The sequence below is a fragment of the Paenibacillus sp. KACC 21273 genome (genome assembly GCF_028736095.1).
Taxonomy (GTDB): domain Bacteria; phylum Bacillota; class Bacilli; order Paenibacillales; family Paenibacillaceae; genus Saccharibacillus; species Saccharibacillus kyungheensis.
In genome coordinates, this window is record NZ_CP117876.1 from 588,619 (window position 1) to 611,969 (window position 23,351).

The following is a 23,351-nucleotide window of genomic DNA, read 5'->3' on the forward strand; positions in this document are numbered from 1 at the left end:
GGTAGGAGCAGTGACATGATATTATTTGGTATTGTTTTGGCGGCGATAGCAGGAGCATTGGTAAGTATGCAGACTGTATTTAATAATAAAGTCAATGAACGAACAGGTTCATGGACAACAACGATGTTAGTCCTATTTATGGGATTTGTGGCTTCGTTACTAGCAAGTCTGATTTTTGAAGGGAAAAATACATTTACTCTTCAACATGTACAATTATGGTACTGGTTCAGCGGCATGATCGGTGTCGGTGTTGTGTTCTGTCTGGTGCAAGGAATGAGACGATTAGGCCCTACATATGCGATCTCGATCGTACTCACAGCACAGCTTGGAACCGCACTATTGTGGGATTCGCTGGGCTGGTTAGGATTAGAAAAGATTCCTTTTACACCGGCTAAATTGATCGGGGTTCTAGTTATTATTGGCGGAATACTTGTATTCAAATTCGGTGGACGTAAAGAAAGCAAAGTGAAATCAACCGTAACGGACTAAGATGTATAATCTACAGATCAATCACTCAATAAGAAATGGATAACACAATGACGATTCAAAAATTCCAAACATATATCGATCTTACTGTTGCTAATTGCGAGCAGACTTCTTTAGCAAATACTCTTCAAGAGATTGTACGTAGTCAGAAGCAGTATGAACATGATTATGTAGAAGTGCATCAAGTCGTAAAAGTATCAAAATCCAAACAAAAATCTAACTTTTTGATTATTATCAATATCACTCGGAATACAGAGAATCCTGGTGAATTAGTAGATACCAATCGCTAACTGAAAATAGAAAGCTACAAAACAAACAGCCTAAAATCATAAAAAACAAAGAATAACCCTCTAGAGTATTCACACACTAGAGGGTTATTCTTTATTGTATTTTACAGTAGAATGTTATTCGATTAGTTACTGTGATCTATAAATGCGACAATCTAAAAACCATATACGCTTATTGAAGTGAAAGTGATCTACTTAACTCCACTACACCACTCGATTGAATTGACTTTGATACAGATCATGATAGAATCCACCTGCTTGAAGTAACTCATCATGAGTTCCACGCTCTACCACTTCACCACTCTGGATGACCAGAATCTGATCAGCTTCACGAATCGTACTCAGCCTGTGAGCAATAACAAAGCTAGTACGTCCTTGCATCAATTGCTTCATCGCTGTCTGAATATGCATTTCTGTACGTGTATCCACACTACTGGTTGCTTCATCCAGAATAAGCACCGATGGATTCGCAAGAATCGCGCGGGCTATCGTTAGCAATTGGCGTTGCCCTTGACTCAGATTGCTTCCATCTGCAGAGAGAATCGAATCATAGCCTTCTGGTAATTTGTGAATAAAGGAATGGGCATTCGCCAGCTTGGCGGCTTCTTCAATCTCTTGATCGGTGGCTTCCAACCGTCCATAACGAATATTATCGCGTACTGTACCGGAAAATAAATAAGCATCTTGCAACACAATCCCGATCCGGCTACGCAAATTTTCTTTATCCAGTAGACGAATATCTTCACCATCGATCGTAATTGTACCGCTATCAATTTCGTAGAAACGAGTGAGCAAATTAATAATCGTTGTTTTACCTGCTCCAGTAGGACCAACAAGAGCAATCGTCTGCCCGGGCTTAGCGGTTAGCGATACGTCTCGCAAAATGGGTGAGCCTGCTTTGTAGCTAAATTGAACATGCTCAAAAATCACTTCACCATGCACTTGAGCAGGCAATTGGTGTACCGCTGTTTTCTCATCATCCGTACTTTCAGGACGTTCGTCCAATACTTCAAATACACGTTCGGCTCCAGCAATAGCAGATTGCAGTAGATTGAATTGATTTGCCAGTTCATTGATCGGTCGACTGAATTGCTTAGAATAACTAAGAAAACTGACGATTACCCCTACACTGGTCATTCCTTGCAAAAATAACCATCCACCCGACAAAGCAATCAACGCATAACTAATATTGTTCACCAGATTCATGACCGGTCCAATATTGCCTGACCAGCTCTGCGCACGAATACTAGCATGCAGTAAGCGGTGATTAATATCGTTAAATTCAGCAAGGCTACGAGATTCTTGAACATAGGCTTTGACAACCTTTTGACCGGATACCGTTTCTTCGATATATCCATTAAGTCCGCCTAATTCTTTTTGTTGCGCGCCAAAATAGCGACGGGTATGACGGGTGATCAATCGTGTGAGCCAGAACATAATCGGTACAGTCACCAGTGTAACCAGCGTTAACCAAATATTGAGCACTAACATAATAGTTAGCGTACCGACCAGAGTAAGAGCACTGGTCATAATCTGTACAACACTTTGATTGAGTGTGGTCGTTACATTTTCTATATCATTGGTAGAGCGACTCATCAGATCACCACTGCTATGTGTATCGAAAAAGCGCAATGGCAAGTCATGTAAATGTTTGAATAGATCACGTCTAATCTGAAATACTGTCTGTTGTGAGACAGCAGTCATAATATACGCTTGTACCCAACTGGTCAGACTAGCGACCACATATAGAGCGAGTAACCATACACAGAGCTGAGCTAAGCCTGCATAATTACCTGTTAAAATGTAGCGATCAAAAGCGACTGTTCCCAGCAAATAGGGAGTAATTAGATTGAATGCTGTCCCGAGTAACGTCAATAGAAATACAAGCAACAGACCTTTGCGTTGTTGACGTAAATAATCCCAGAGACGGCGTACTGTTCCTTTGGCATTTTTGGCTTTGACAGGAGCGCTATTTGATCGCCCGGCTCTACCGGGCATCATCGGATTACCCATGAGCTTCAACCTCCTGTCCTAATTGCGAACGATATATTTCTTGATAGGCTGTACTATGCTTGATCAAGTAAGCATGATCGCCACGATCAATAATTTGACCATCTTCCATAATCAATATCAGGTCAGCATCCAGTACAGAAGTGATACGCTGAGCAATAATCAAGCGTGTACTGGCAGATAATCGTTCTTCAAGCGCTTTTTGGATCAATGCTTCTGTACGCAGATCGACAGCGCTGGTGCTATCATCCATGATAAGAAGTGGAGGCTGAATCAGTAAGGCACGTGCGATAGATAGACGCTGTTTTTGACCTCCTGATAAATTAACTCCCCGTTGTCCGAGTAACGTATCATAACCTTCAGGCAGTTTTTCTATAAATTCATGAGCTTGCGCCGCTCTAGCAGCCGATTCTACTTCTTCTTGTGATGCATTTGGTCTACCGTAACGAATATTATCACGGATACTACCGCTAAATAATAATGCTTGTTGCAACACGATTCCGATAGAACTGCGTAGTTGATCTAGATCCCATTGTTGTACATCTACATCATTGACCAATACAGCTCCACTGGTGACATCATACATCCGCGGAATCAGATGAACCAGACTGGACTTGCCTGCACCGGTAGCTCCTAGAATCGCAATCGTCTGTCCTGCTGTAGCGACAAAGCTAATCTGATCCAATACCGCAGGAGAATGAGCATCATAAGCAAAAGAAACATTTTGAAATTCAAGTCGTCCTTTTTGATGTGGATCAGGTGTGATCGGTTGAGCAGGCGCACTAATATCAGGTTCGGTATGCAATACTTCATTGATCCGTTCTGCTGAGGCAGTAGCGCGAGACACAGACATCAGAGTCATACTCAACATCATAAGAGACATGAGTACCTGTGTCGCATAGTTGATAAAAGCAATCAGATCACCTACAGGCAAAGCACCCGTTTTGGTGAGTCCACCCCCGAACCAGAGCACCGCTACAATACAGACATCCATAATTAACATCATAATTGGCCCGATTAGAGCAACTACACGATTCGCTTTGATCGCAATATTCGTATAATCTTGATTGACGACATCATATCGTTTATTTTCATGAATAGCCCGTACAAAAGCTTTGATCACCCGAATCCCTGCTAGATTCTCTTGAGTCACTGTATTGACCTGATCTAACTCTGCTTGTACCCGGCTGAAAATAGGAAAAGCTGTCCGCATAATCCATATCAATGTCACCAGCAAAATAGGCATAGCAATCAACAAAATAATCGCTAATTTAACACTAATCGTAAATGCCATAATCAGACTACCGATAGATAATAGAGGGGAACGCACTAACATACGCAAAGCCATTAACACTAAATTCTGCAATTGCACAACATCATTTGTCAGTCGTGTAATTAAAGAACCCGAAGAAAAGCGATCTAGATTGTGAAAAGAAAAGCGCTGAATATGCTGGAACAACTCTGCCCGAATATCTGCACCAAAATGTTGAGAAGCGATACTGGCATAGATGGTACAGCCGATCCCGCCTAACATCCCGATCAAAGCGAGTCCAATCATCAGTAATCCGGTCTGCTGAATATGACCGAGATCGCCTTTCATAATTCCTTGATCGACAATACTAGCGACTAATTTGGGTTGCATTAGGTCCATGATCACTTCGACCATCATTAACAAAGGAGCCAGTAATGCGGCAGTACGATAAGGCTTTAAATATTTTAGCAAAGCAATCATAGATGCACCTTCTATCTTCAAATATGTAAGCGTTAAACACACATATGTTTATGTTAACGTATATTCAGATTATTCGTAAAGCATCGATTAGACAGCAGTATAATTTCGATCAAGATTAGTATAAGATGATGAAGAAAATAAAATTTGAAATGATGAGATCACAATACACTCATTAACATATAGAAATAAGTAGGTATTTGAAGGAGGACTATCCATGAGTCAAGAACAGATGGAACGATTAAAAACATTATTGCCTGATTGGTTAGAGACTAGCCGTCTGCATACCAGTCAGGGAAAGGTAGCTTCTTATATTCCAGAGCTTGCCAAATCTTCACAAGATGCTTTAGGTATTTTTATCGCCGATTCACAAGGAAAAGTGATCTCAGCAGGAGATTGTGGTATTCCTTTTACCATGCAAAGTATATCCAAAGTATTTACTTTAATACTGGCACTGATGGATCATGGAGAAGAAGCTGTATTTTTTAATGTAGGAAAAGAACCGACAGGCGATGATTTTGATTCGATGATCAAATTAGAATTGGTAGAGCCGGGAATTCCGTTTAATCCGTTGATTAATGCAGGAGCAATCACTGTATCTTCATTGATTTCAGGTGAGAATCCGCAAGAAAAGTCAGAGCGTGTGCTTCAATTTTTCCGCAAGCTCGCAGCCAATGATAAAATCGACTACAATTTGGCAGTCTACGAATCAGAGACAGAATCTGGCCATTTGAATCGTTCTCTGGCTTATTTTCTCAAGCAAAATGGGATTATTAAAGATCCGGTAGATGATGTATTAGAAGTGTATTTCCGTCATTGTTCGATTGAAGTGAATTGTGCAGATCTGGCGCGGATGGCGCTTGTACTTGCTTTTGACGGTGTAGATCCTTGTTCGGGTGAAGAATTGATTCCACGTCGTTATGTACAGATAGCCAAAACATTTATGATTACATGCGGGATGTACAATGCTTCTGGAGAATTTGCGATTGATGTCGGTCTGCCTGCTAAAAGTGGAGTGTCAGGTGGAATCTTGACGATGGTTCCCGGACAGTATGGCATCGGATTGGTAGGGCCTTCATTGAACAAAAGAGGCAATAGTATCGCAGGTGTGCATTTGTTAGAGCGTCTATCTAAAGAGTTCGATTGGAGCTTATTTTAAGGTGATATTTTGGCATAAAATGAAGTACATTTAGACTTTGTGAATAGTATTTATCTAAAAAAGAATAATAGTGGAAAGTTCAAAACGTCTAAATTCTCTAAAAACAGAGGAATTTAGACGTTTTTTTGTGATAAGTGTTGACAAATGATAATGATTATCAGTATCTTTAAACATATGCAATTATAGCTTTTATAACAACGACTATAAATGAAAACATAGATTTTGATGTAGAAAGAGGCTTGCTTATGAATCGCAGCAATGTTGTGAAAGGCAGACAGACCTCACCTAAAGAGCAGATATGGTCGCGTCCTTACACAGCAATTTCGATCATCATCGGTGGGCTTGTCCTGTTGATATTAGGTTGTGCATTTTCAATTGCAAAAGGAAGTAAAGATATTCCGCTTGAAGAAGTCTGGCAAGCGTTAGTGGCTTTTAATCCTTCAAATAGTGATCATCAAATCATTTGGGAACTTCGCTTACCACGTACGATTGCAGGTGCACTGGTTGGAGCGGCTTTTGCTGTATCCGGCGCATTGATGCAAGGAATGACACGCAACCCAATCGCAGACCCGGGGTTACTCGGGGTTAATGCAGGAGCAGGATTTGTATTAGCACTTTGTTTTGCTTTTTTTCCAGGGCTGTCATTTAATCAATTAATTCTGTTCTCTTTTGCAGGAGCGGCGCTTGGTGTAGGGCTGGTCTATGGAATCGGTTCACTTGCCAAAGGTGGACTAAGTCCGGTACGTCTGGCATTAGCAGGATCAGCAGTTGCAGCTTTATTAGTCGCATTATCAGAAGGGATTGCATTGTATTTTCGAATCTCACAAGATATAGCGTTCTGGTATGCCGGTGGTGTCGCAGGGGTTACATGGTCGCAGGTAGATATATTATGGCCGTGGATTCTGTTAGCGCTAATTGGTTCTTTATTCCTTTCTCGTTCGATAACGATTCTCAGTCTGGGTGATGATGTCGCTTCTGGATTGGGACAACGTACAGCATTAGTACGCTTAGGCGCTGTACTGGCTGTCATGGTGTTAGCAGGAGCTTCGGTATCGACAGTGGGAGCTGTAGGCTTTCTAGGTCTAATGATCCCGCATGCGGCGCGTGCGATGGTAGGCGTCGATTATAAATGGGTGATTCCTACGTCTGCGATTTTAGGAGCATTGTTGATGGTATTTGCAGATACGATAGGACGATTAAGTAATCCTCCTCATGAAACACCGGTTAGTGCACTTATTGCTGTGATCGGTGTGCCTTACTTCTTCTATATTATTCGGAAGAAAGTGAGGGATAATCTGTGAATCAAGCGATGTTTCACCGGAAGCGTACGATACGCACAACCATTACATTAATTGTGTTAGCACTGATCGCTTTTGGCGTTTTGTTGCTAAGCATGAATACAGGATTTAGTAAAATGTCTCCACTGGAAGTATTAAGTACTTTATTTGGAGGCGGAACACCGAAGCAACATTTGATTTTATTTGAATTTCGATTGCCCCGAATTGTGATTGCTTTGTTAGTAGGAATTGGCCTGGCGATAGCAGGAGCTATTCTGCAAGGGGTATCTCGCAATGGACTCGCCGATCCGGGGATTCTTGGTATTAACTCGGGAGCAGGATTAGCGGTCGTATTATATGTAGTGACGAATCCGCAACGTGAATCTACTTCACCGATGTTATTGCCTTTTCTAGCATTAATCGGAGCCTTTGCAGCGGCGATTATTATTTATCTGATGGCATACAAACGTCATAAAGGAATATCGTCTGCACGTCTGGTCTTATCAGGGATAGCACTTGCCGCAGGAATTAATGCATTAATGATCGTACTTACGATTCGATTAGATCCGAATGAATTTAACTTTATTGCTACATGGCAAGCCGGAAGTATCTGGGGCAGTAGCTGGAAATTCGTGATTGCTTTATTACCATGGTTAATCGTACTTATTCCGATAGCGTTGTGGAAAGCAAGACAATTGGATGTGTTCTCTTTGGGAGATGCGACAGCTACAGGGCTGGGCTCCCATCTGAATATACAAAGAATGATATTGTTAGTCGTTGCGGTAGCGATTAGCGCCGCTTGTGTAGCAGTGAGTGGAGGGATTGGATTTATCGGTCTACTTGGTCCGCATATTGCTCGTCGTCTGGTAGGGCCTCGTTATGAGCATGTGATTCCAGTATCTGCATTGATCGGCGCTGTACTGTTGCTAACAGCAGATATGGTCGGTCGATCACTATTGCAAAATTCTGAAATTCCCGCAGGGGTGATGGTTGCTATTATTGGTGCACCATACTTCTTATACTTATTAGCACGTTCCAAAGCATAACAGTAAATGATAGGCGCAGTACTCCCAAGCAAAATATAAAATGAACAAGTTGTGTCGCTGTTGTTAATGATGAATGGTAATCGTTCAATATAAGATTGAAAATACAGAGTGGAGTCAGGTGTATCATACATCGGGTTCACTGAAAAGGGTGGATAACAATGGTTCGTTTAATGACGTCTAAGCTTGATATTGCATATGAAGATCGTTTGATTGTACAAGACTTGAGTGTACAGATTCCTCAAGGACAGATTACAGCATTAGTCGGAGCCAATGGTTCAGGCAAATCAACGATACTGAAAACGATGGCACGTATTATGCAACCCAAATCGGGAGCAGTATTACTGGACGGCAAATCGATCCACAAACAATCTACTCGTGAAATTGCCAAGCAATTAGCCATTTTGCCTCAGAATCCGACAGCACCTGAAGGATTAACTGTCACTGAATTGGTCTCGTATGGACGTTTTCCTTATCAAAAAGGATTCGGTTCGATGAAAGCAGAAGATAAAGCGATGGTGGAATGGGCTATCGAAGCGACCGGTATGGTCGATTTCTATGATCGTCCTATCGATCAGCTATCCGGTGGTCAGCGTCAACGTGCCTGGATTGCAATGGCACTTGCACAAGATACCGAGATTTTATTTTTGGATGAGCCGACGACCTTTTTAGATATGGCGCATCAATTAGAAGTACTGCAATTGTTAGAAAAGCTGAATGCTGACTCTCAACGTACCATTGTGATGGTTGTGCATGATCTGAACCATGCTTCTCGTTATGCTCATCATATGATCGCGATCAAAAATGGTAAAGCGGTAGCAGAAGGAACACCAGTAGAAGTGGTTTCTTGTGATGTGCTTCGTAACGTATTTGGTATCGAAGCGGATATCGTCACAGATCCGCGCAGTGGAGTGCCTTTGTGTCTGCCTTATGCGCTGGAAGGTCATATTGCTGAAGCGGTACAAAAAGAACAACAAGTGAGCGAAGTTCGTCATCAACATGCTATGCGTATAGCACACAACTAATATAAAATAATCGTAGATATCCCGAATCGGTAGTTTTCTTCTATAGGAGAGAACTGCCGATTTTTTGTGCAAAATAAAAAAGCAAAATCGTATAAAAATGATTTTGCTTTTACACTAGAAAATGATCGAAAGACGAATTTGCAAAATAATATCTACGATCTGTTTACGGCCACAATTGTTGATGTGTCCATTGCCCATCATGGAGAATATACTGATAACGTGTATGTTTGCGATCAGGATCGGCTTGCCAGAATTCGATCTCTTGAGCATGAACAGCAAATAGTCGCCAGTTCGGTGTCACGACATCAGGATCTTGTTCGATCTTTTGCTCTTGCATAGCAACCGAACTTTCCAATTCTTCTTCGCTTGCTAAAGGTTGGCTCTGGCGTTCTGTCATTGCAACAGCACGTGCGATAGGGGAACGTCTTCTCAGATCGATAGCTCCTGCTTCAAGTCCCATATCTTCCGCTATACCTCGAATACGAATCTGTCTACCTAACTCCGGCCAGTAGAATGTTAGTGCTACCTTCGGATTATGCTGGATATGTTGACCTTTCTGACTTTCCAATCCAGTAGCAAAATAAAAAGAATCGTCTTTAGCTTCTTTAATAATCAATACACGTGCATCTGGAAAACCATCCGAATCGACAGTAGAAATAGTCATCGCATGCGGTTCTTTAACCTTCATTTCAATAGCTAATTTCATCCAATCTAAAAAGAGATCTGTCGGACGATCCGGTAGAGATTGAGTATCCCATGTAGGGAAAGGGCCAGATAAAGCTTTCAAACCACGCAAGATATTGCTTGATTGTGCACTCATATTACTAACCACCTCTATATCTAATTTGTTCTCACTATAACATAACCAATGTATAGCAAATAAACCCGATAATCAAAAATGATGCACTAGAAACATATCTGTATATAACTTTATAAAACTTTGTAAAAATATGAACAAATTGCGAACTTATCGTAAACCTCTTGTAATGTGATAAAAATCACAATATAATAGCAATACAAGGTGAATTAATTCACAACTTAAACAAAACGAAAAAAGACCATATTAAAAAATAGAACAGTCAGCTAGAAGATGGACAGATAGAGAAACCACACACTTCTCTTACTCCTAACATCTTAATTCACCTGAATGTGACTTGTCGGATAGTTAGCACAGACTGTACACCATTGGATAAGAAGAATTTACAATAATAAAAATACAGATTTATCAGGAGGAAGAAACCATGAAAGTAGCTGTTATAGGATGTACTCACGCAGGAACTGCCGCTGTTGTTAATACCGCTAAATTATACCCGGATGCTGAGATCACTGTGTATGAACGTAACGATAATATCTCATTTCTATCTTGCGGGATCGCGTTATATGTAGGTGGCGTTGTTAATGATCCAGACGGATTATTTTACTCTTCTCCAGATCAATTAGCTGCTCTAGGAGTAACCACTAAAATGTTGCATGAAGTGACAGCGATAGATACAGATAACAAAACATTGAAAGCTCGTGACCTGACTACAGGTATCGAACTTACAGATACGTATGACAAATTAATTATGACTACTGGTTCTTGGCCGATCGTTCCTAAATTTGAAGGGATCGAACTGGATAACATTTTACTTTGCAAAAACTATAACCACTCGAATACGATTATCGAAAAAGCACAACATGCTAAAAATATCGTTGTTGTCGGTGCAGGTTATATCGGTGTTGAACTGGTAGAAGCATTCCAAATGAATGGTAAACAAGTTACTTTGATCGATGCTGAAGAACGTATTTTGAGCAAATATCTTGACCCTGAATTTACAGATCGTACCGAAGAGTCTTTGCAAGAACATGGCATTGAATTTGCGCTATCTGAGAAAGTGGTAAAATTCACAGGTGAAGATGGTAAAGTCACAACAGTCGTTACTGACAAAGCGACACATCAAGCAGATATGGTGATCTTATGTATCGGATTCCGTCCGAATACTGAATTGCTTAAAGGACAAGTCGATATGTTAGTCAATGGTGCAATCTTGGTCGATAAATATATGCAAACAAGCAAAAAAGATGTATTCGCTGCGGGAGATAGCTGTGCGATCTTCTACAATCCAACAGGCAAACACGCCTATATTCCTTTAGCTACCAATGCAGTACGTATGGGTACACTGGTTGCTCGTAATCTAGTGCAACCGACCAATGAATATATGGGAACCCAAGGAACATCTGGTATCAAAATTTACGAAGATAATATTGCTGGTACAGGGATGACCGAGACAGCCGCTCGTGAAGCAGGCTTGAATGTAGAAACAAGCACCATGCACGATCACTACCGTCCAGAATTTATGCCGACACATGAGACAGTGACCTTGAAAGTGGTCTTTGAAAAAGAAACACGCCGTATCTTAGGTGCACAATTAATGTCTAAAGTTGACTTAACTCAATCGATCAATACGATCTCTGTCTGTATCCAAAACCAAATGACAGTTGATCAATTAGCCTTTATCGACTTCTTCTTCCAACCACATTACAACAAACCGTGGAACTACTTGAATACAGTAGGGTTGCAAGCATTAGCACCAATTCAGACGCAACAAGAAGTTCACGCTTAATTAAATAAGAACAAAGTAAATGTGTATCATGGCAAGCTCCTATTTATCATTATAAAAGTCTACCCCTAAACAAAGCCTGTACAGTTCCCCCACTGTGCAGGCTTTTGTGCTTAATTTCACAAAAATTTTGATAAAGTGATATTTGTTACTTTTTTCACAAAGTAGTTGTATTAAAATTGAAATATGAAAAGGTAATTTAATTATGCGGAAATAGATGCTTATAAGGGGGATGCAACACATGGCTTATTACAAACCACAACAGATTGCAATGAATACGATTGAGACTGGAATTATCAAAGCCAAGTCGACATGGATACAGATGTTAGTACTTGGCTTTTTGGGTGGGGCTTTTATTGCATTAGGATTTTTGTTAGATATTCGAGTGATCGCCAATACACCTGAATCCTGGGGAAGCTTTGCTAACTTTATCGGGGCGGCATTGTTCCCTGTAGGATTGATTCTGGTACTTGTGGCTGGTGGAGAATTGTTAACCGGTAATATGATGGCTGTTCCATTAGCACGGATGGCGAAGCGGATCAGTACGATAGAAGTTGCCCGTAATTTACTAGCTATCACAGTAGCCAATCTATTAGGTGCTTTATTTGTCGCTTACTTCTTCGGGCATGTAGTAGGGTTAACCGAGACAGGTCCTTACTTAACCAAAACGGTAGAAATGGCAGGGCACAAGTTAGAAGGAAGCTTTGCACAAATGTTCTTATCCGGGATCGGTTGTAACTGGTTGGTGGCTCTGGCGGTCTGGTTATCCTATAGCGCAGATAGTATCAGTGGTAAAATACTCGGAATTTGGTTCCCAACGATGGCATTTGTCGCTATCGGATTTCAGCACGTTGTCGCTAATATGTTTTTGATTCCAGCCGCAATCTTTGCAGGGTATTATTCTTGGGATATGTATTTTATGAACTTTATTCCGGTATGGCTAGGTAATCTAACCGGTGGAGCAGTGTTCGTAGCAGGAATTTATTTCACAGCCTATATCAAAAAAGAAAATCAACTAACACCTGCCGGTTCAGGACATGCTCAACATAACGAATCTACTGTTTCAACGATGCCAGCAGTATCGGCTACATCAGCATTACCTTTACAACATAGCGATCAAGCTCATTAATAGTCATGAAAGTAAAGGTCTTCCTATAACGGAAGACCTTTTTTTGATTTTCAAATATTAAATTTACTCATACAAAATCTTAAATGAAAAACTTCATTTTTTATTAAAATAAAATACAATAAAACCTAATAGAAAAATAGAAGTAACCACGATCACTGGTTTGATTCTCAAGGAACTTTCATTGTTTATAGGTAGATTTGTGACTCCTCCACCTGAAACTGGTTCATTAGATATAGCAGCTATTTTTGATCTTTGTTCTTGCGATGAAATAATCTTTGCAATAAACTCCTCAGAGTTAAAGACATCAAAAGCATTCATATTATTAAGCATACTATCTTTTAAAAGAGCTACTTTTTCTACGGTATCTTTTTTAGTAACTAGTGCAACGATCTGATTAGCTCCATCGTACAAAACTTTACTATCTTTATTATAACCAATTAAGCTTTTAGCTTTTTTAATTTGATTAGCAAAATCAGTATCTGTAGAAAATTGAGTAATTTCATTATAATCAGGTGCACGATCTGCAAAAGCAATAGCCTTGCTTCTATTATTACTTTCAATTACAAATAAATATCCATTAAATTGTAAAAAATTATCTAATGACGATGATTTATTATAAACATCATTTTTCACATGGTTAGCCGTATTAATCATATAGACAGAATATCCATCACCTAATTCTGTCTTTTGGTCTGTTCCCTTATTTACGATACTATTGTTTTTAGAGTTTTTTATAAGTATATCTAGCTCAGTCTTTTGATTTTTTAAATCCTCTTTAATAGCTCCTTCGATGCTAGAAGGTATTGAAGACGCAAATGCTGATATAGGTATTAACAACAAAATCATTGTTAATAATATAGCTTTCTTAAACATGTATGTTCCTCCTCTTTTATTTATTTTACATATATTGAATCTATGGATCTGTCCCAATGGAAAAAAGAGTTATTTACAAAAACGTTATAAAGGTTCTTTATAATATGTTTATTATAAGTCGATTGTTTTAAATACATAATTAGAAAAATTACTGTATACTTACACTTTTAACGAATATAATCTAAGATTTGTTCCACTACAATCTCCGAAAGAGCAGGTGATGTTTTTGCATATTCAAGAATTATCCCTAGATCACAATGTACCGCAGATTGGAGTATTTTTAGATCAGCACAATATGAATAATGATCTTCATATCCCTGATTATGAAAGTATTTCTTTCTCACTGGCTGCTTATGAAGGGGAACAATACATCGGTGGAGTGACAGGGGCTATGGCATGGGGGTTACTCTATATTCGATATCTGGCGGTTGATCCTGCACATAGAGGTCAGGGCGTTGGAGCGAAGTTGTTACAAGCGATTGAAGATCAAGCAAGACAACAGGGCGCTACCATAAGTGAATTGACGACGATGAGCTGGCAAGCTCCGCATTTTTATATGAAATATGGATATGTGATCTTTGGAGAAATAAAAGATATTCCGATCAAAGGACAATCGAAAATATACTTGCAAAAATATTTATAAATAAGTATTACAAATGGAAAAATATTATATATTTATAAATATGTAATATATTAAGGTTGATATTGGGTAATAGAGAGAGAACGTGAATCTCATACTGATTGATCAGGAGCGTAAAAATGAATAACCGGAGCAAGTGGAGTATACGTTACCAGGAATTAGAAGTTGAAAATATTCATTTGAAATCTTTAATAGATGAACATCTTGAATATCGCAACCTTGCTGAACAAACGTTACGACACAATGCTGAATTTCTTGCGATGTTGAGTCATGAGATTCGCACGTCGATGAATGCTATTTTGTCATTGACTGCACTACTCGAACAGACTTCGGTCAATACAGAACAGCGCTATTATTTGGATTTAATGAATACTAGCAATGTCACATTAGTGGCGTTAGTGAACAATATATTGGATTTGAGTAAAATGGAAGCAGGTAAGATGCAACTGGATAATGATCCTTTTGATCTGATTAATGTTATAGAAGATTTGCTCTATTCTGTTTCTCCGCGTGCTTTTCAAAAAGAGGTTGAAGTGATTCTTGCTATTGAATCGGAGATTCCTTTATTTGTGATGGGGGATGCGCTTAAAGTAAGACAAATGATTATGAATCTGGTGCAAAATTCGATTAAATTCACACATAAAGGCGAGATACAGATATCATTACTAATGCTTGAATCTGCTGTAGAACTGGCTTCAGTACAAATCATTATTCGTGATACAGGGATTGGAATGTCGGCAAAACAGCTATCTCATCTTTTTCATAATTATAGTCAGGTTCATGAGTCGGATGATCATCATTACGGCGGAACAGGGTTAGGATTAGCTATTACAAAGCAGTTGATTGAATTAATGAATGGAAAGATCGAAGTGAAAAGTGAAGTCGATATAGGAACAGAGATAAGTATCGTATTCAATTTTAAAAAATATATGGAGGTGCCTGCCATCCCCTTCAAAAAAGATCTATTATCACTGATGAATGTGATGGTACTGGATCAAAATAAAACCAGTAGTCAATTAATCTGTAATCTACTGATAGAATGGGGAGCTAGCGTAACATATCGATTGGAAATGAATGAGGAATTTTTTGAAGACATTCAAGAGAGTATGTATGACCTGATTCTAATCGATCTGCGTACGATCAACCCACATTTGTGGGAACGCGAAAAAGCAAATTTGAAAAAACAACCATTGGCTGTATTGGCTCCTCTGGGCGATAAAGTGGAAGGTGAATTTAAAGATATGTTTAAAGCGGTCATCACTAAGCCTATTCGCAAGCTTCACTTACTCAATGGTGTATTAGCTGTAGAGATCGATTAACATTAAAAAACTGCTGTACGATTCATATTGACTGAATACGTATAGCAGTTTTTTTGTACTTTTATTTTTTGGCTTTCGCAAGAATCGTATTTAACAAATGTAGTTTACGGATCGGTTTGGTAATAATCGTCTGAAATAACGCTCTAAATTCACCTTCTATTTTGTTGCCAAGTGGGGCAAGCAAAAATAGCGGTTTATCTTGTAACATCTCTTGGTGATGTTCCCACGCTTCCATATCAATACTATCCAGATCCAGTAGACAGACATCGAAATGTTCATGTTGAATCGTATTAAAAAACACATCGTTCATTTCTGAGATCACACTAACATCTGCGCCCCAATCAGACAACATCATCGAAATTAACTCCAGGCTAGTTGTATTATTGTCTATTAACAAGATGCGTACATCTTTAAGTACATCCTTTTCAAAAGGAATAGAAGGCAGGTCAGTATATCGTTCAAATTCAATACTGACACTAAATTCAGAACCGACATCTTTTTTGCTAGTGACTTCCACTGTACCTTTCATCAATTCGACAAGGCTTTTGGTAATCGCAAGCCCTAGCCCTGTACCTCCGTATTGATGATGTTCGTTATGATGAACCTGTACATAATTTTCAAATAATTGCGCTATTTGCTCCTCAGACATCCCAATCCCTGTATCACGAATAGAAATTTTAACAGTAAGATTTTGCTCATCTTCTACCGGAGAAAGCAATAATAGCGATACCAGTATTTCACCTTCGTGTGTGAATTTAACTGCATTTTGTAATAAATTCATAATCACTTGCCTGATTTTGAGTGCATCCCCGATCACAAACAAAGGAATATCTGACTCAATATCAAGAATCACTTCTACATTGTTTTTGAACGCTTTGGGAGATAGGGCATAGACCAGATCTTCAATCGTATTTATCAAGTCAAAAGGATGTTTTTCGATCATCATATGACCGGATTCTAATTTACTGATATCTAGCAAATTATCGACAAGAGCCATTAGTGCATCACTACTGGATTCCAAAATATTAACATAATGTTGTTGATCTTCTTCTAAGGTAGTTTGTTTTAATAAATCGGTCATGGTGACAATGCCGTTCATAGGTGTTCTGATTTCATGACTAAGCATAGCGATAAATTCTGTTTTTTGTTGTAACGCTTGCTCCGAAAGAACGATCACTTGTTGCTGATTATACGATTGCAAACGTAACTTGATGACTTCTAATTCTAATTCTCGTTGTTGTTTAATCGTTTCTATTGTGTCTTTCATACGCAACACCTCGATTGGCTTAGATTCATAATAGAATCGAAATATAGTCTTATCTATTTTATCATCTGTTATATACGTTATTGTTAACTAATTTATTATAAACTAATTTAACCAATCCTATCCATATTTGAAAAAAAAGACAATGAGTCGAAAAAAGGCACTCTAGTCAGAATCAACAAGAGTGCCTTTTATAAGAGTAGACTATTTTATACGAAAGGTATAAAAGGGAAGCAGTAATTACATTGATTTCGTTAATGTAATTTCACCAGTAGATTTATTCCATTTAACATCCCAACCTAGCAATTCAGTGATAGAGCGTAAAGGAACCATTGTTCTACCGTTGCTATCTACCATAGATACTGCTTCGATTTTTTGAGTTTTACCGTTAACATCAACAGTGTTTTTACCAACCCAGAATTTCATTGTATCTTTACCAGCCATTACTGTAACTTGACCAGCAGATTTATCCCAAGCTACTTTAGCGCCAATACCTTCTGCAAGGTAACGCAATGGAATGTACGTTGTACCGTTTTTCACCATAGGCATTGTATCCATTGTTGTCATTTTGTCGCCAACTTTAAGTTGTTTGCTGTTTAATTTCATCCATACTGTCATCATAGAAGCATCTTTAGCAGGTGTTGCTGGTTTAGCTGGCATAGGTTTAGCAGCAGTCATTTTGAATTTATCAGGGTATTGTTTTACAATTGCGCCACCCAAAGCTTCGCCGATACCGAACATTGTTTTGAATCCTTCACGATCTGCTTTGTATGCAGCTTCATATTTCTTAGCAGCATAGTTATCGATAACCATTTGAACTTGACCTTCATGAGTGACTAATGCTTTTTTAGCAGCAGCTGCAGGCAAGTTGTTTGCTGTTGCTGTACCTAAGAAAGTAGAGAATTCTGTTGTGAAATCACTAATACGATCTTTGACAGCTTGTAGAGATGTTTTGTCACCTTTTTTCAATGCTGTTACATAATCGCTTTGTGCTTTGATGTGGTTGGTTACCCAGATTTTTTCGAACTGGTTACCACCTTCTGCGCCATAGATCGAAGTGATTGCTTTTTTGAATGCTGCTGTGTTGCTAGCTTCTGCTTTGATCAATGCTGCAGAATCTTTATCTTCGCCATTGTATTGTTTTTGCATTTGCAATACAGACAATGCAAAGTGTTCTGCTGCTAATTGGTTTAGTGCAGAGCGTAGGTCAGCAGCTGGTGTATCTACAGAACCGTTGTTGAATTTAGCAGGGTTTTGAGCAACGATTGCTCCTGATAGCGCTTTACTTACTGTGAACATTGTAGCGAAACCTTCACGATATTCTGTGTAAGCACCTGTGTAATCGCCAGCTACATATTTTTCAAATACGTCTTGTACTTGATCTTCATGTAGACGAAGAGCTTGAGCTGCCGCTTTTTGTGGCAATTTGCCTTCTGTAGCTGTTGCTAGGAATTTAGAGAACTCATCTACAAAGCTTTGTACTTGAGCTTCTGCTTTTTTGATAGCTGCTTTGTTGTCCATTTTAGTTGCTTTTACCAAGTTGTCTGTGTATTTGTTGTGAGCACGGAAAATTCGTTCAAATTCAGCCGCGCCTGCTTTACCGTAGATTGCTTCGATAGCAGGTTGCATATCTAGCGCATTTTGATCCAATGCATCGTATGCTTGTTTAGCATCAGGTGCACCTTCGTATGCTTTAGTCATTGCAACAACAGCTAATGCGAAATGCTCGGAAAGTAAGTAATCAAGTCCTGCACGAAGGTCAGCAGCTTTTGTGCTAACTGTAGGAGTCGCTGTTGTTGGTGTTGCTGCGAATGCTCCTGTTGTTGGAAGAAGTAAAGAAAGACTTAATGCGGGTACAATTAGTTTTTGAATTTTCATAAGTAAGCTCCCTTTGTATTTACATTTTTTTGTGTGTATCAAATGTTGCCGTCCATACACAGATGAACGAAAGATAATTGGTTTTGGATCACTTTATTTATTTTTTTATTTCAAAAGCGAGGCTGAAGCGAAGTCATATCATGCTCTCATTGCAGTCATGACGACTGTTTCTTTATCATACGTTCCTGACCTTGCTACCCGATCACCAGCCCCACTGTAGTAGAATAATGAACTTACCTTTTTTTACTTGCATACTCACGAATAATGTATAAACACATTTCTCAGAAATTAAACTAAGTGTCTTATATAATTTTAAAGAATAGCGGAAATAGAAGAAAAGAGAATAAAAAAAGTGCCCTTATGATAAGGGCACTTTCATCATTTATATGTATGATGTAGGAAATAGAATAGGTCAAAACAAATGAAATCCGCCATAGTGCGGTTCGGGGGAACGAAACCGTAATATGGCGGATTCCGGGAGTGGTCCATGATATAGCAGAAGTGAGAACGAAGGGGACATCATTCTCGCCAATTGCCGTTACTTATTGTTAAACACGGACACAAATATTGAAACAGGTCATTTATAAATTTTTTTTAATCTTTACAACCCGGAAACATACCGGTCGAAATCGCTATGCGATTCCAGTTATTGATGGTGTTAATCGCTACAATAATATCCATATATTGTTTCTCGCTAAAGTGCTGTAACACCTCATTGTATACAGCTTGAGGTACTCCTTGCACTGTAATTTCAGTTACCACTTCAGTAAGATGAAGAACTGCTTTTTCAGCGTCTGTATAATAAGGGCATTCTCTCCATACACTGGTCAAAGCGATCCGTTCTTCCGATTCACCCATTTTGCGCAAATCGCGTGTATGAGCATCCAGACAGAACGCACATCCATTGATTTGTGAAGCGCGAATTTTGATCAATTCATATAGAACAGGGTCAAGATCCTGTTCTTTGATAAATTTCTCCATTTGCCCCATAAGGGAATAGACTTTCGGGTGTACTTTGTAATAATCCATACGTGTTTGCATTGGTTATCCTCCTGAAATATAAAATAGTCACAAGCTTGATAGAAGCTTATATAGACTAGACAAATGAGGAAACCGATTTGTGACAAGCTTAGCTAATTTTGTCTGGATTCGAGATCATAAAGATATGATCGACTTGTCCTGATGCATTATATCTAAAGGAATAAACGGCTACCGTTACCCCTTCACGCTGAAGTTGTAGACCTATTTCACCATTGATCGATATGATCGACCATTCTCCTGTCAGTGACCCTTTAGCAGCAATACCATTGAAGAACGAAATCACACGTCGACGATCGAAAATAGGACGTAAAGCCGATTTAACTTTACCACCGCCATCTGTGTAAAGACGCATATCCTGTTGAAGTAATTCCAATAAAGAAGAAAAGTTACCTGTCTGAGTAGCTTGCAAAAAAGCACGCGTAAATGCTAATTTGTGCTCAGAGGCAATCGATTCAGACGCTTGCGCTTCTTGTAGCTTGGGCACAGCACGACTGAATATTTTGCGGCAATTAGCTTCTGAACGATTCATCCATTGGGCAATCTCTCGATAAGAAAAATCAAAGGATTGTCGCAATACAAAAATCGCACGTTCTACAGGTGTCAATTGATCGAGCAATACCATCACTGCATAACTAATATCATCGGTTAGTATAATAGAAGTATCTGCACTTTCTGTTAACTCCGATGTACGTGAAGATACTGAAGATGAAGACCATTCGTTCACCTGAGGTTCAGGCAACCATACCCCCGGATACTCTACACGTTTGATTCGTGCCGATTCCAGTATATTCAAGCTTCGATTGACTGTCGATTGAATGAGATAAGCACGAATATTATTAACTTGCTCATGATTCCAGTTGCTAGTACTAAGATAGATAAAAAGGTCTTGTACAATATCTTCGGCTTCGGTACGCATCCCTGTAATGCGATAAGCGACAGCAGTCAGTAATGAACGATATTCTACATATAAGTGTTCGATATGGTTACTAAATAAAGAAGTCATATTGGAAATCTATCTCCTTATTAATATCAGTAATACGATAGGAATAATCGATGTACAGCGTTACATGGTACACTTGCTGAATTTCTATCCTCTATATCATACTAGAAATATTGTGCTTATTCTGTGCGTGATCAACAAGAAAGGAACTCTCATCTTATGAATTGGCTTAGATCGTATCCACGCGAAATACAAGTTTTTTTACTGGCTAGCCTGATCAGTGCAGCAGGTGGATCATTAATGTGGCCCCTAACTACACTTTATGTCTATCAGGAGCTCGGTCGCACGATGACCGATGCAGGTTTTATAGTTCTTTTGCAATCACTGGGTGGTATCGGCGGGCAATTGCTTGGAGGTACATTATATCATCGTCTAGGTGTCAAAAAGTTAATCGTAGGTTCATTGTCATTAAATGCATTGTGTTTGTTTGCATTGCCTTTTGTTAGTCAGAACTGGCATCTGTATATGATTACGATGATTTTTGTAGGATTATTTAATGCGATGTCGTTGCCAGCTATTCAAGCATTTATAGGCTTTCGCTTTGCAGATCGTCGCGGACAATTATTCAATATTGTATATGTTGCTAACAATATTGGTGTAGCACTAGGAACCGCTTTATGTGGGGTGCTAGCAGATATTTCGTATCATTTAACATTTGTACTTAACGGGGTAAGTTGTGCATTGTTTGCCGGTTTCTTTTTTGTATATTTGACCAAAATCGGCGAAGGCGAACGTACTCGTGTACAGGAAGAAGATGTACATAATCCAGGTCGACCACAAGTCCATACAGAAAAGCGTCCATTATGGTTACTATCTCAAGTAAGAGTCTACTTATATATGGGAATTGGTTCGTTATTTCTATGGTTAGGTAATTCAATCTGGAATACAGGCGTATCTCCTTTTATCGTCAGTTCAGGTATGTTAATTAGTTATTACAGTCTGTTATGGACGTTAAACGGTGTATTGATCTTCGCAGGTCAACCGTTCGTGAATTTTATCCGCCGCGTAGCTGCTCGGACAGCTGAAGCTCAAATGACTGCCAGTGCTCTTTTTTATTTGTTTGGCTATATTGTTATTTTAGGATTTCATAATTACCCGGCGATGATTGTAGCGATGATTCTGATTACATTTGGCGAGATGTTGTTATCTCCAGCTATTCCTTCGTATGTCTCTGAAAAAACCGGATTGTATGCTCCATTCTATCTAGGAGTAGCCGGAGGAATAGGTGCAGTCGGACGTGTCATCGGGCCTTATATTATGGGCGTATTTTATGATGCTGGCGGACTTCATCCTGTAGCATGGGTCGCTGTACTAGCAGGTATTCTTTCTTTAGCATTCTTTATGCTTCATCATTATGTACAAAGAAAAGCAGTATCACTTCCTCAGTCTTCTAGCTAATACTTGAGTGTAAAACGAATGATATACTATACTCAAAGGATAAAGACCAAATAGATAAGAGAAGGTGCGTATACATGTCGGTTCAGCCTGTTGATCAGCTAGTGACTCGATTGTCGATTATGAATGATGCTCAATATTTAATAGAAATTGATCATTTGGTATGGAATGATAATAACACTCCATGTGTACTACAATACGGATCACGTCAGCAATATTTGCAAGATCATCCACCGGGTACGCAACTGGTTGCTATATTAGGAGAACAGATCTGCGGATATGTAGGATTTCAACATCCTACGTATGTCTCTACCAATCAACATGTATACGATATTCATATTGCGATTCACCCTGATTATCAAGGCAAAGGAATAGGGCGCAAATTGATCGAATCATTAGGTGAATTTGCTCGGTCACAACAAATACGTAAATTAACGCTTCGTGTGCTTTCAACTAACAAAGAAGCCTTCCAATTCTACAAAAAGCTAGGCTTTGTAGAAAACGGAAGACTTCCTGAAGAGTTCTATATTAACGGGCAATATGTGGATGATATCTTGATGACTTACTGGCTGTAGGAAGTCTGACCATAGACACTCTTTGTAATGAGATCGGTCAATTCTGCTTTTTGTGCCCGGTATGTATCCGGTGACAATAATCCTTTATTTAATCGTTCATTTAAAATCTCTGTCATCTGCGCAACCTGCAAGTCGATTACGGCTTGTGGGTTTTTGTTATGTCGACGTGCTGTTTCAGCAAGTGATCTGCCTTCATATAAATCTTCATAGACATCCTCATCCGACGAAGCGCCAAGTGTACTCAGGAATGCATCCTGTTGCTCACTCGTCAACGAAGAACCAGACGCACTCGATGGCGCTTGAGCATTTGCTTCTTCCCCTAGCAACATGCTACTGATCGCAAGTCCTAGAAGCAACGTACTGATCATCGCTTTACGTGAACGGTGGTTTTTTTTCGTGCTTTTCATCATGGATACCTCATTTCATACTATTGTTAAAAGTAGAGCATTACCCTTTAACGTAATGTGCTCTATCGTTATCTTAAACAGCTTGCCTTAAAAGAAACTTAAAGGAATGTAAAGGTAAGCTAAAACCTCTCTTTTTTGTTTCAACCCTGTGTCAGATTCTTTACATATTTAGTACCAGTATTTTCTATTGGTGAGCCTTTATGGTTAAATTTTA

Annotated in this window: 21 protein-coding genes; 12 read left to right on the top strand and 9 right to left on the bottom strand. The window is 39.2% G+C overall.

Annotated features, from left to right (window positions below):
- Nucleotides 1-18: 18 nt before the first annotated feature.
- The gene (locus PQ460_RS02645) at nt 19-489 is read left to right on the top strand and encodes a DMT family transporter (RefSeq protein WP_274172863.1); all 471 of its coding nucleotides are present in this window, start codon (nt 19-21) and stop codon (nt 487-489) included.
- Between the two features lie 47 nt (nt 490-536).
- Nucleotides 537-776: a hypothetical protein gene (locus PQ460_RS02650; RefSeq protein ID WP_274171706.1), complete on the top strand. Its 240-nt coding sequence runs from the start codon at nt 537-539 to the stop codon at nt 774-776.
- Nucleotides 777-977: 201 nt separating this feature from the next.
- On the opposite strand, the gene PQ460_RS02655 is transcribed toward PQ460_RS02650, so the two are convergent.
- Together PQ460_RS02655 and PQ460_RS02660 are read right to left on the bottom strand one after the other, a co-directional pair.
- Complete coding sequence (locus PQ460_RS02655) at nt 978-2,786, bottom strand: ABC transporter ATP-binding protein (RefSeq protein ID WP_273613835.1); 1,809 nt, start codon at nt 2,784-2,786, stop codon at nt 978-980.
- Nucleotides 2,779-4,515 (bottom strand): ABC transporter ATP-binding protein, encoded by a 1,737-nt coding sequence (locus PQ460_RS02660; protein WP_274171707.1) that lies wholly within the window; start codon nt 4,513-4,515, stop codon nt 2,779-2,781. Before PQ460_RS02660 ends, PQ460_RS02655 begins: the two co-directional genes overlap by 8 nt.
- Before the next feature lie 214 nt (nt 4,516-4,729).
- Between PQ460_RS02660 and glsA the strand changes: the two genes are divergently transcribed.
- The 4 genes from glsA to PQ460_RS02680 all read left to right on the top strand — a co-directional run bounded on the left by glsA (nt 4,730) and on the right by PQ460_RS02680 (nt 9,016).
- Complete coding sequence (glsA, locus tag PQ460_RS02665; protein WP_204826224.1) at nt 4,730-5,671, top strand: glutaminase A; 942 nt, start codon at nt 4,730-4,732, stop codon at nt 5,669-5,671.
- A gap of 245 nt (nt 5,672-5,916) precedes the next feature.
- Entirely contained in the window at nt 5,917-6,972 is a 1,056-nt protein-coding gene (locus tag PQ460_RS02670) for a FecCD family ABC transporter permease (protein ID WP_273613833.1), read from the top strand.
- Nucleotides 6,973-6,980: 8 nt separating this feature from the next.
- Nucleotides 6,981-7,994 (top strand): FecCD family ABC transporter permease, encoded by a 1,014-nt coding sequence (locus PQ460_RS02675; protein WP_274171708.1) that lies wholly within the window; start codon nt 6,981-6,983, stop codon nt 7,992-7,994.
- A 158-nt stretch (nt 7,995-8,152) separates the two neighbouring features.
- Nucleotides 8,153-9,016 (top strand): ABC transporter ATP-binding protein, encoded by an 864-nt coding sequence (locus PQ460_RS02680; protein WP_273613831.1) that lies wholly within the window; start codon nt 8,153-8,155, stop codon nt 9,014-9,016.
- Between the two features lie 163 nt (nt 9,017-9,179).
- On the opposite strand, the gene PQ460_RS02685 is transcribed toward PQ460_RS02680, so the two are convergent.
- Complete coding sequence (locus PQ460_RS02685) at nt 9,180-9,836, bottom strand: pyridoxine/pyridoxamine 5'-phosphate oxidase (protein WP_274171709.1); 657 nt, start codon at nt 9,834-9,836, stop codon at nt 9,180-9,182.
- Between the two features lie 421 nt (nt 9,837-10,257).
- Here PQ460_RS02685 and PQ460_RS02690 point away from each other — a divergent pair, with 421 nt between their 5' ends.
- Nucleotides 10,258-11,619, top strand: coding sequence for an FAD-dependent oxidoreductase (locus tag PQ460_RS02690; protein WP_274171710.1), 1,362 nt, complete (start codon nt 10,258-10,260; stop codon nt 11,617-11,619).
- A gap of 238 nt (nt 11,620-11,857) precedes the next feature.
- Nucleotides 11,858-12,745 (top strand): formate/nitrite transporter family protein, encoded by an 888-nt coding sequence (locus PQ460_RS02695; protein ID WP_274171711.1) that lies wholly within the window; start codon nt 11,858-11,860, stop codon nt 12,743-12,745.
- A 93-nt stretch (nt 12,746-12,838) separates the two neighbouring features.
- Here the strand turns inward: PQ460_RS02695 and PQ460_RS02700 are convergent, their stop codons facing one another.
- Nucleotides 12,839-13,618 (bottom strand): hypothetical protein, encoded by a 780-nt coding sequence (locus tag PQ460_RS02700; RefSeq protein WP_274171712.1) that lies wholly within the window; start codon nt 13,616-13,618, stop codon nt 12,839-12,841.
- A 220-nt stretch (nt 13,619-13,838) separates the two neighbouring features.
- Between PQ460_RS02700 and PQ460_RS02705 the strand changes: the two genes are divergently transcribed.
- Together PQ460_RS02705 and PQ460_RS02710 are read left to right on the top strand one after the other, a co-directional pair.
- Nucleotides 13,839-14,261 (top strand): GNAT family N-acetyltransferase, encoded by a 423-nt coding sequence (locus tag PQ460_RS02705; RefSeq protein WP_274171713.1) that lies wholly within the window; start codon nt 13,839-13,841, stop codon nt 14,259-14,261.
- Nucleotides 14,262-14,377: 116 nt separating this feature from the next.
- Nucleotides 14,378-15,577 (top strand): sensor histidine kinase, encoded by a 1,200-nt coding sequence (locus PQ460_RS02710; RefSeq protein WP_274171714.1) that lies wholly within the window; start codon nt 14,378-14,380, stop codon nt 15,575-15,577.
- Nucleotides 15,578-15,638: 61 nt separating this feature from the next.
- On the opposite strand, the gene PQ460_RS02715 is transcribed toward PQ460_RS02710, so the two are convergent.
- From PQ460_RS02715 to PQ460_RS02730, 4 genes are all read right to left on the bottom strand, one after another.
- A complete protein-coding gene (locus PQ460_RS02715) occupies nt 15,639-16,844 on the bottom strand; it encodes an ATP-binding response regulator (RefSeq protein WP_274171715.1) in 1,206 nt (401 codons plus the stop codon).
- A 237-nt stretch (nt 16,845-17,081) separates the two neighbouring features.
- Complete coding sequence (locus PQ460_RS02720; RefSeq protein WP_274171716.1) at nt 17,082-18,719, bottom strand: copper amine oxidase N-terminal domain-containing protein; 1,638 nt, start codon at nt 18,717-18,719, stop codon at nt 17,082-17,084.
- Nucleotides 18,720-19,313: 594 nt separating this feature from the next.
- Complete coding sequence (locus tag PQ460_RS02725) at nt 19,314-19,760, bottom strand: carboxymuconolactone decarboxylase family protein (RefSeq protein ID WP_273613823.1); 447 nt, start codon at nt 19,758-19,760, stop codon at nt 19,314-19,316.
- 88 nt (nt 19,761-19,848) lie between these two features.
- The gene (locus PQ460_RS02730) at nt 19,849-20,763 is read right to left on the bottom strand and encodes a sigma-70 family RNA polymerase sigma factor (RefSeq protein ID WP_274171717.1); all 915 of its coding nucleotides are present in this window, start codon (nt 20,761-20,763) and stop codon (nt 19,849-19,851) included.
- Between the two features lie 156 nt (nt 20,764-20,919).
- Here PQ460_RS02730 and PQ460_RS02735 point away from each other — a divergent pair, with 156 nt between their 5' ends.
- Together PQ460_RS02735 and PQ460_RS02740 are read left to right on the top strand one after the other, a co-directional pair.
- Nucleotides 20,920-22,158, top strand: coding sequence for an MFS transporter (locus tag PQ460_RS02735; protein WP_274171718.1), 1,239 nt, complete (start codon nt 20,920-20,922; stop codon nt 22,156-22,158).
- A 74-nt stretch (nt 22,159-22,232) separates the two neighbouring features.
- The gene (locus tag PQ460_RS02740; protein WP_274171719.1) at nt 22,233-22,730 is read left to right on the top strand and encodes a GNAT family N-acetyltransferase; all 498 of its coding nucleotides are present in this window, start codon (nt 22,233-22,235) and stop codon (nt 22,728-22,730) included.
- Here the strand turns inward: PQ460_RS02740 and PQ460_RS02745 are convergent.
- Nucleotides 22,718-23,137, bottom strand: a complete 420-nt coding sequence (locus PQ460_RS02745) for a hypothetical protein (protein WP_274171720.1) — start codon at nt 23,135-23,137, stop codon at nt 22,718-22,720. The genes PQ460_RS02740 and PQ460_RS02745 overlap by 13 nt on opposite strands.
- Nucleotides 23,138-23,351: the final 214 nt, after the last annotated feature.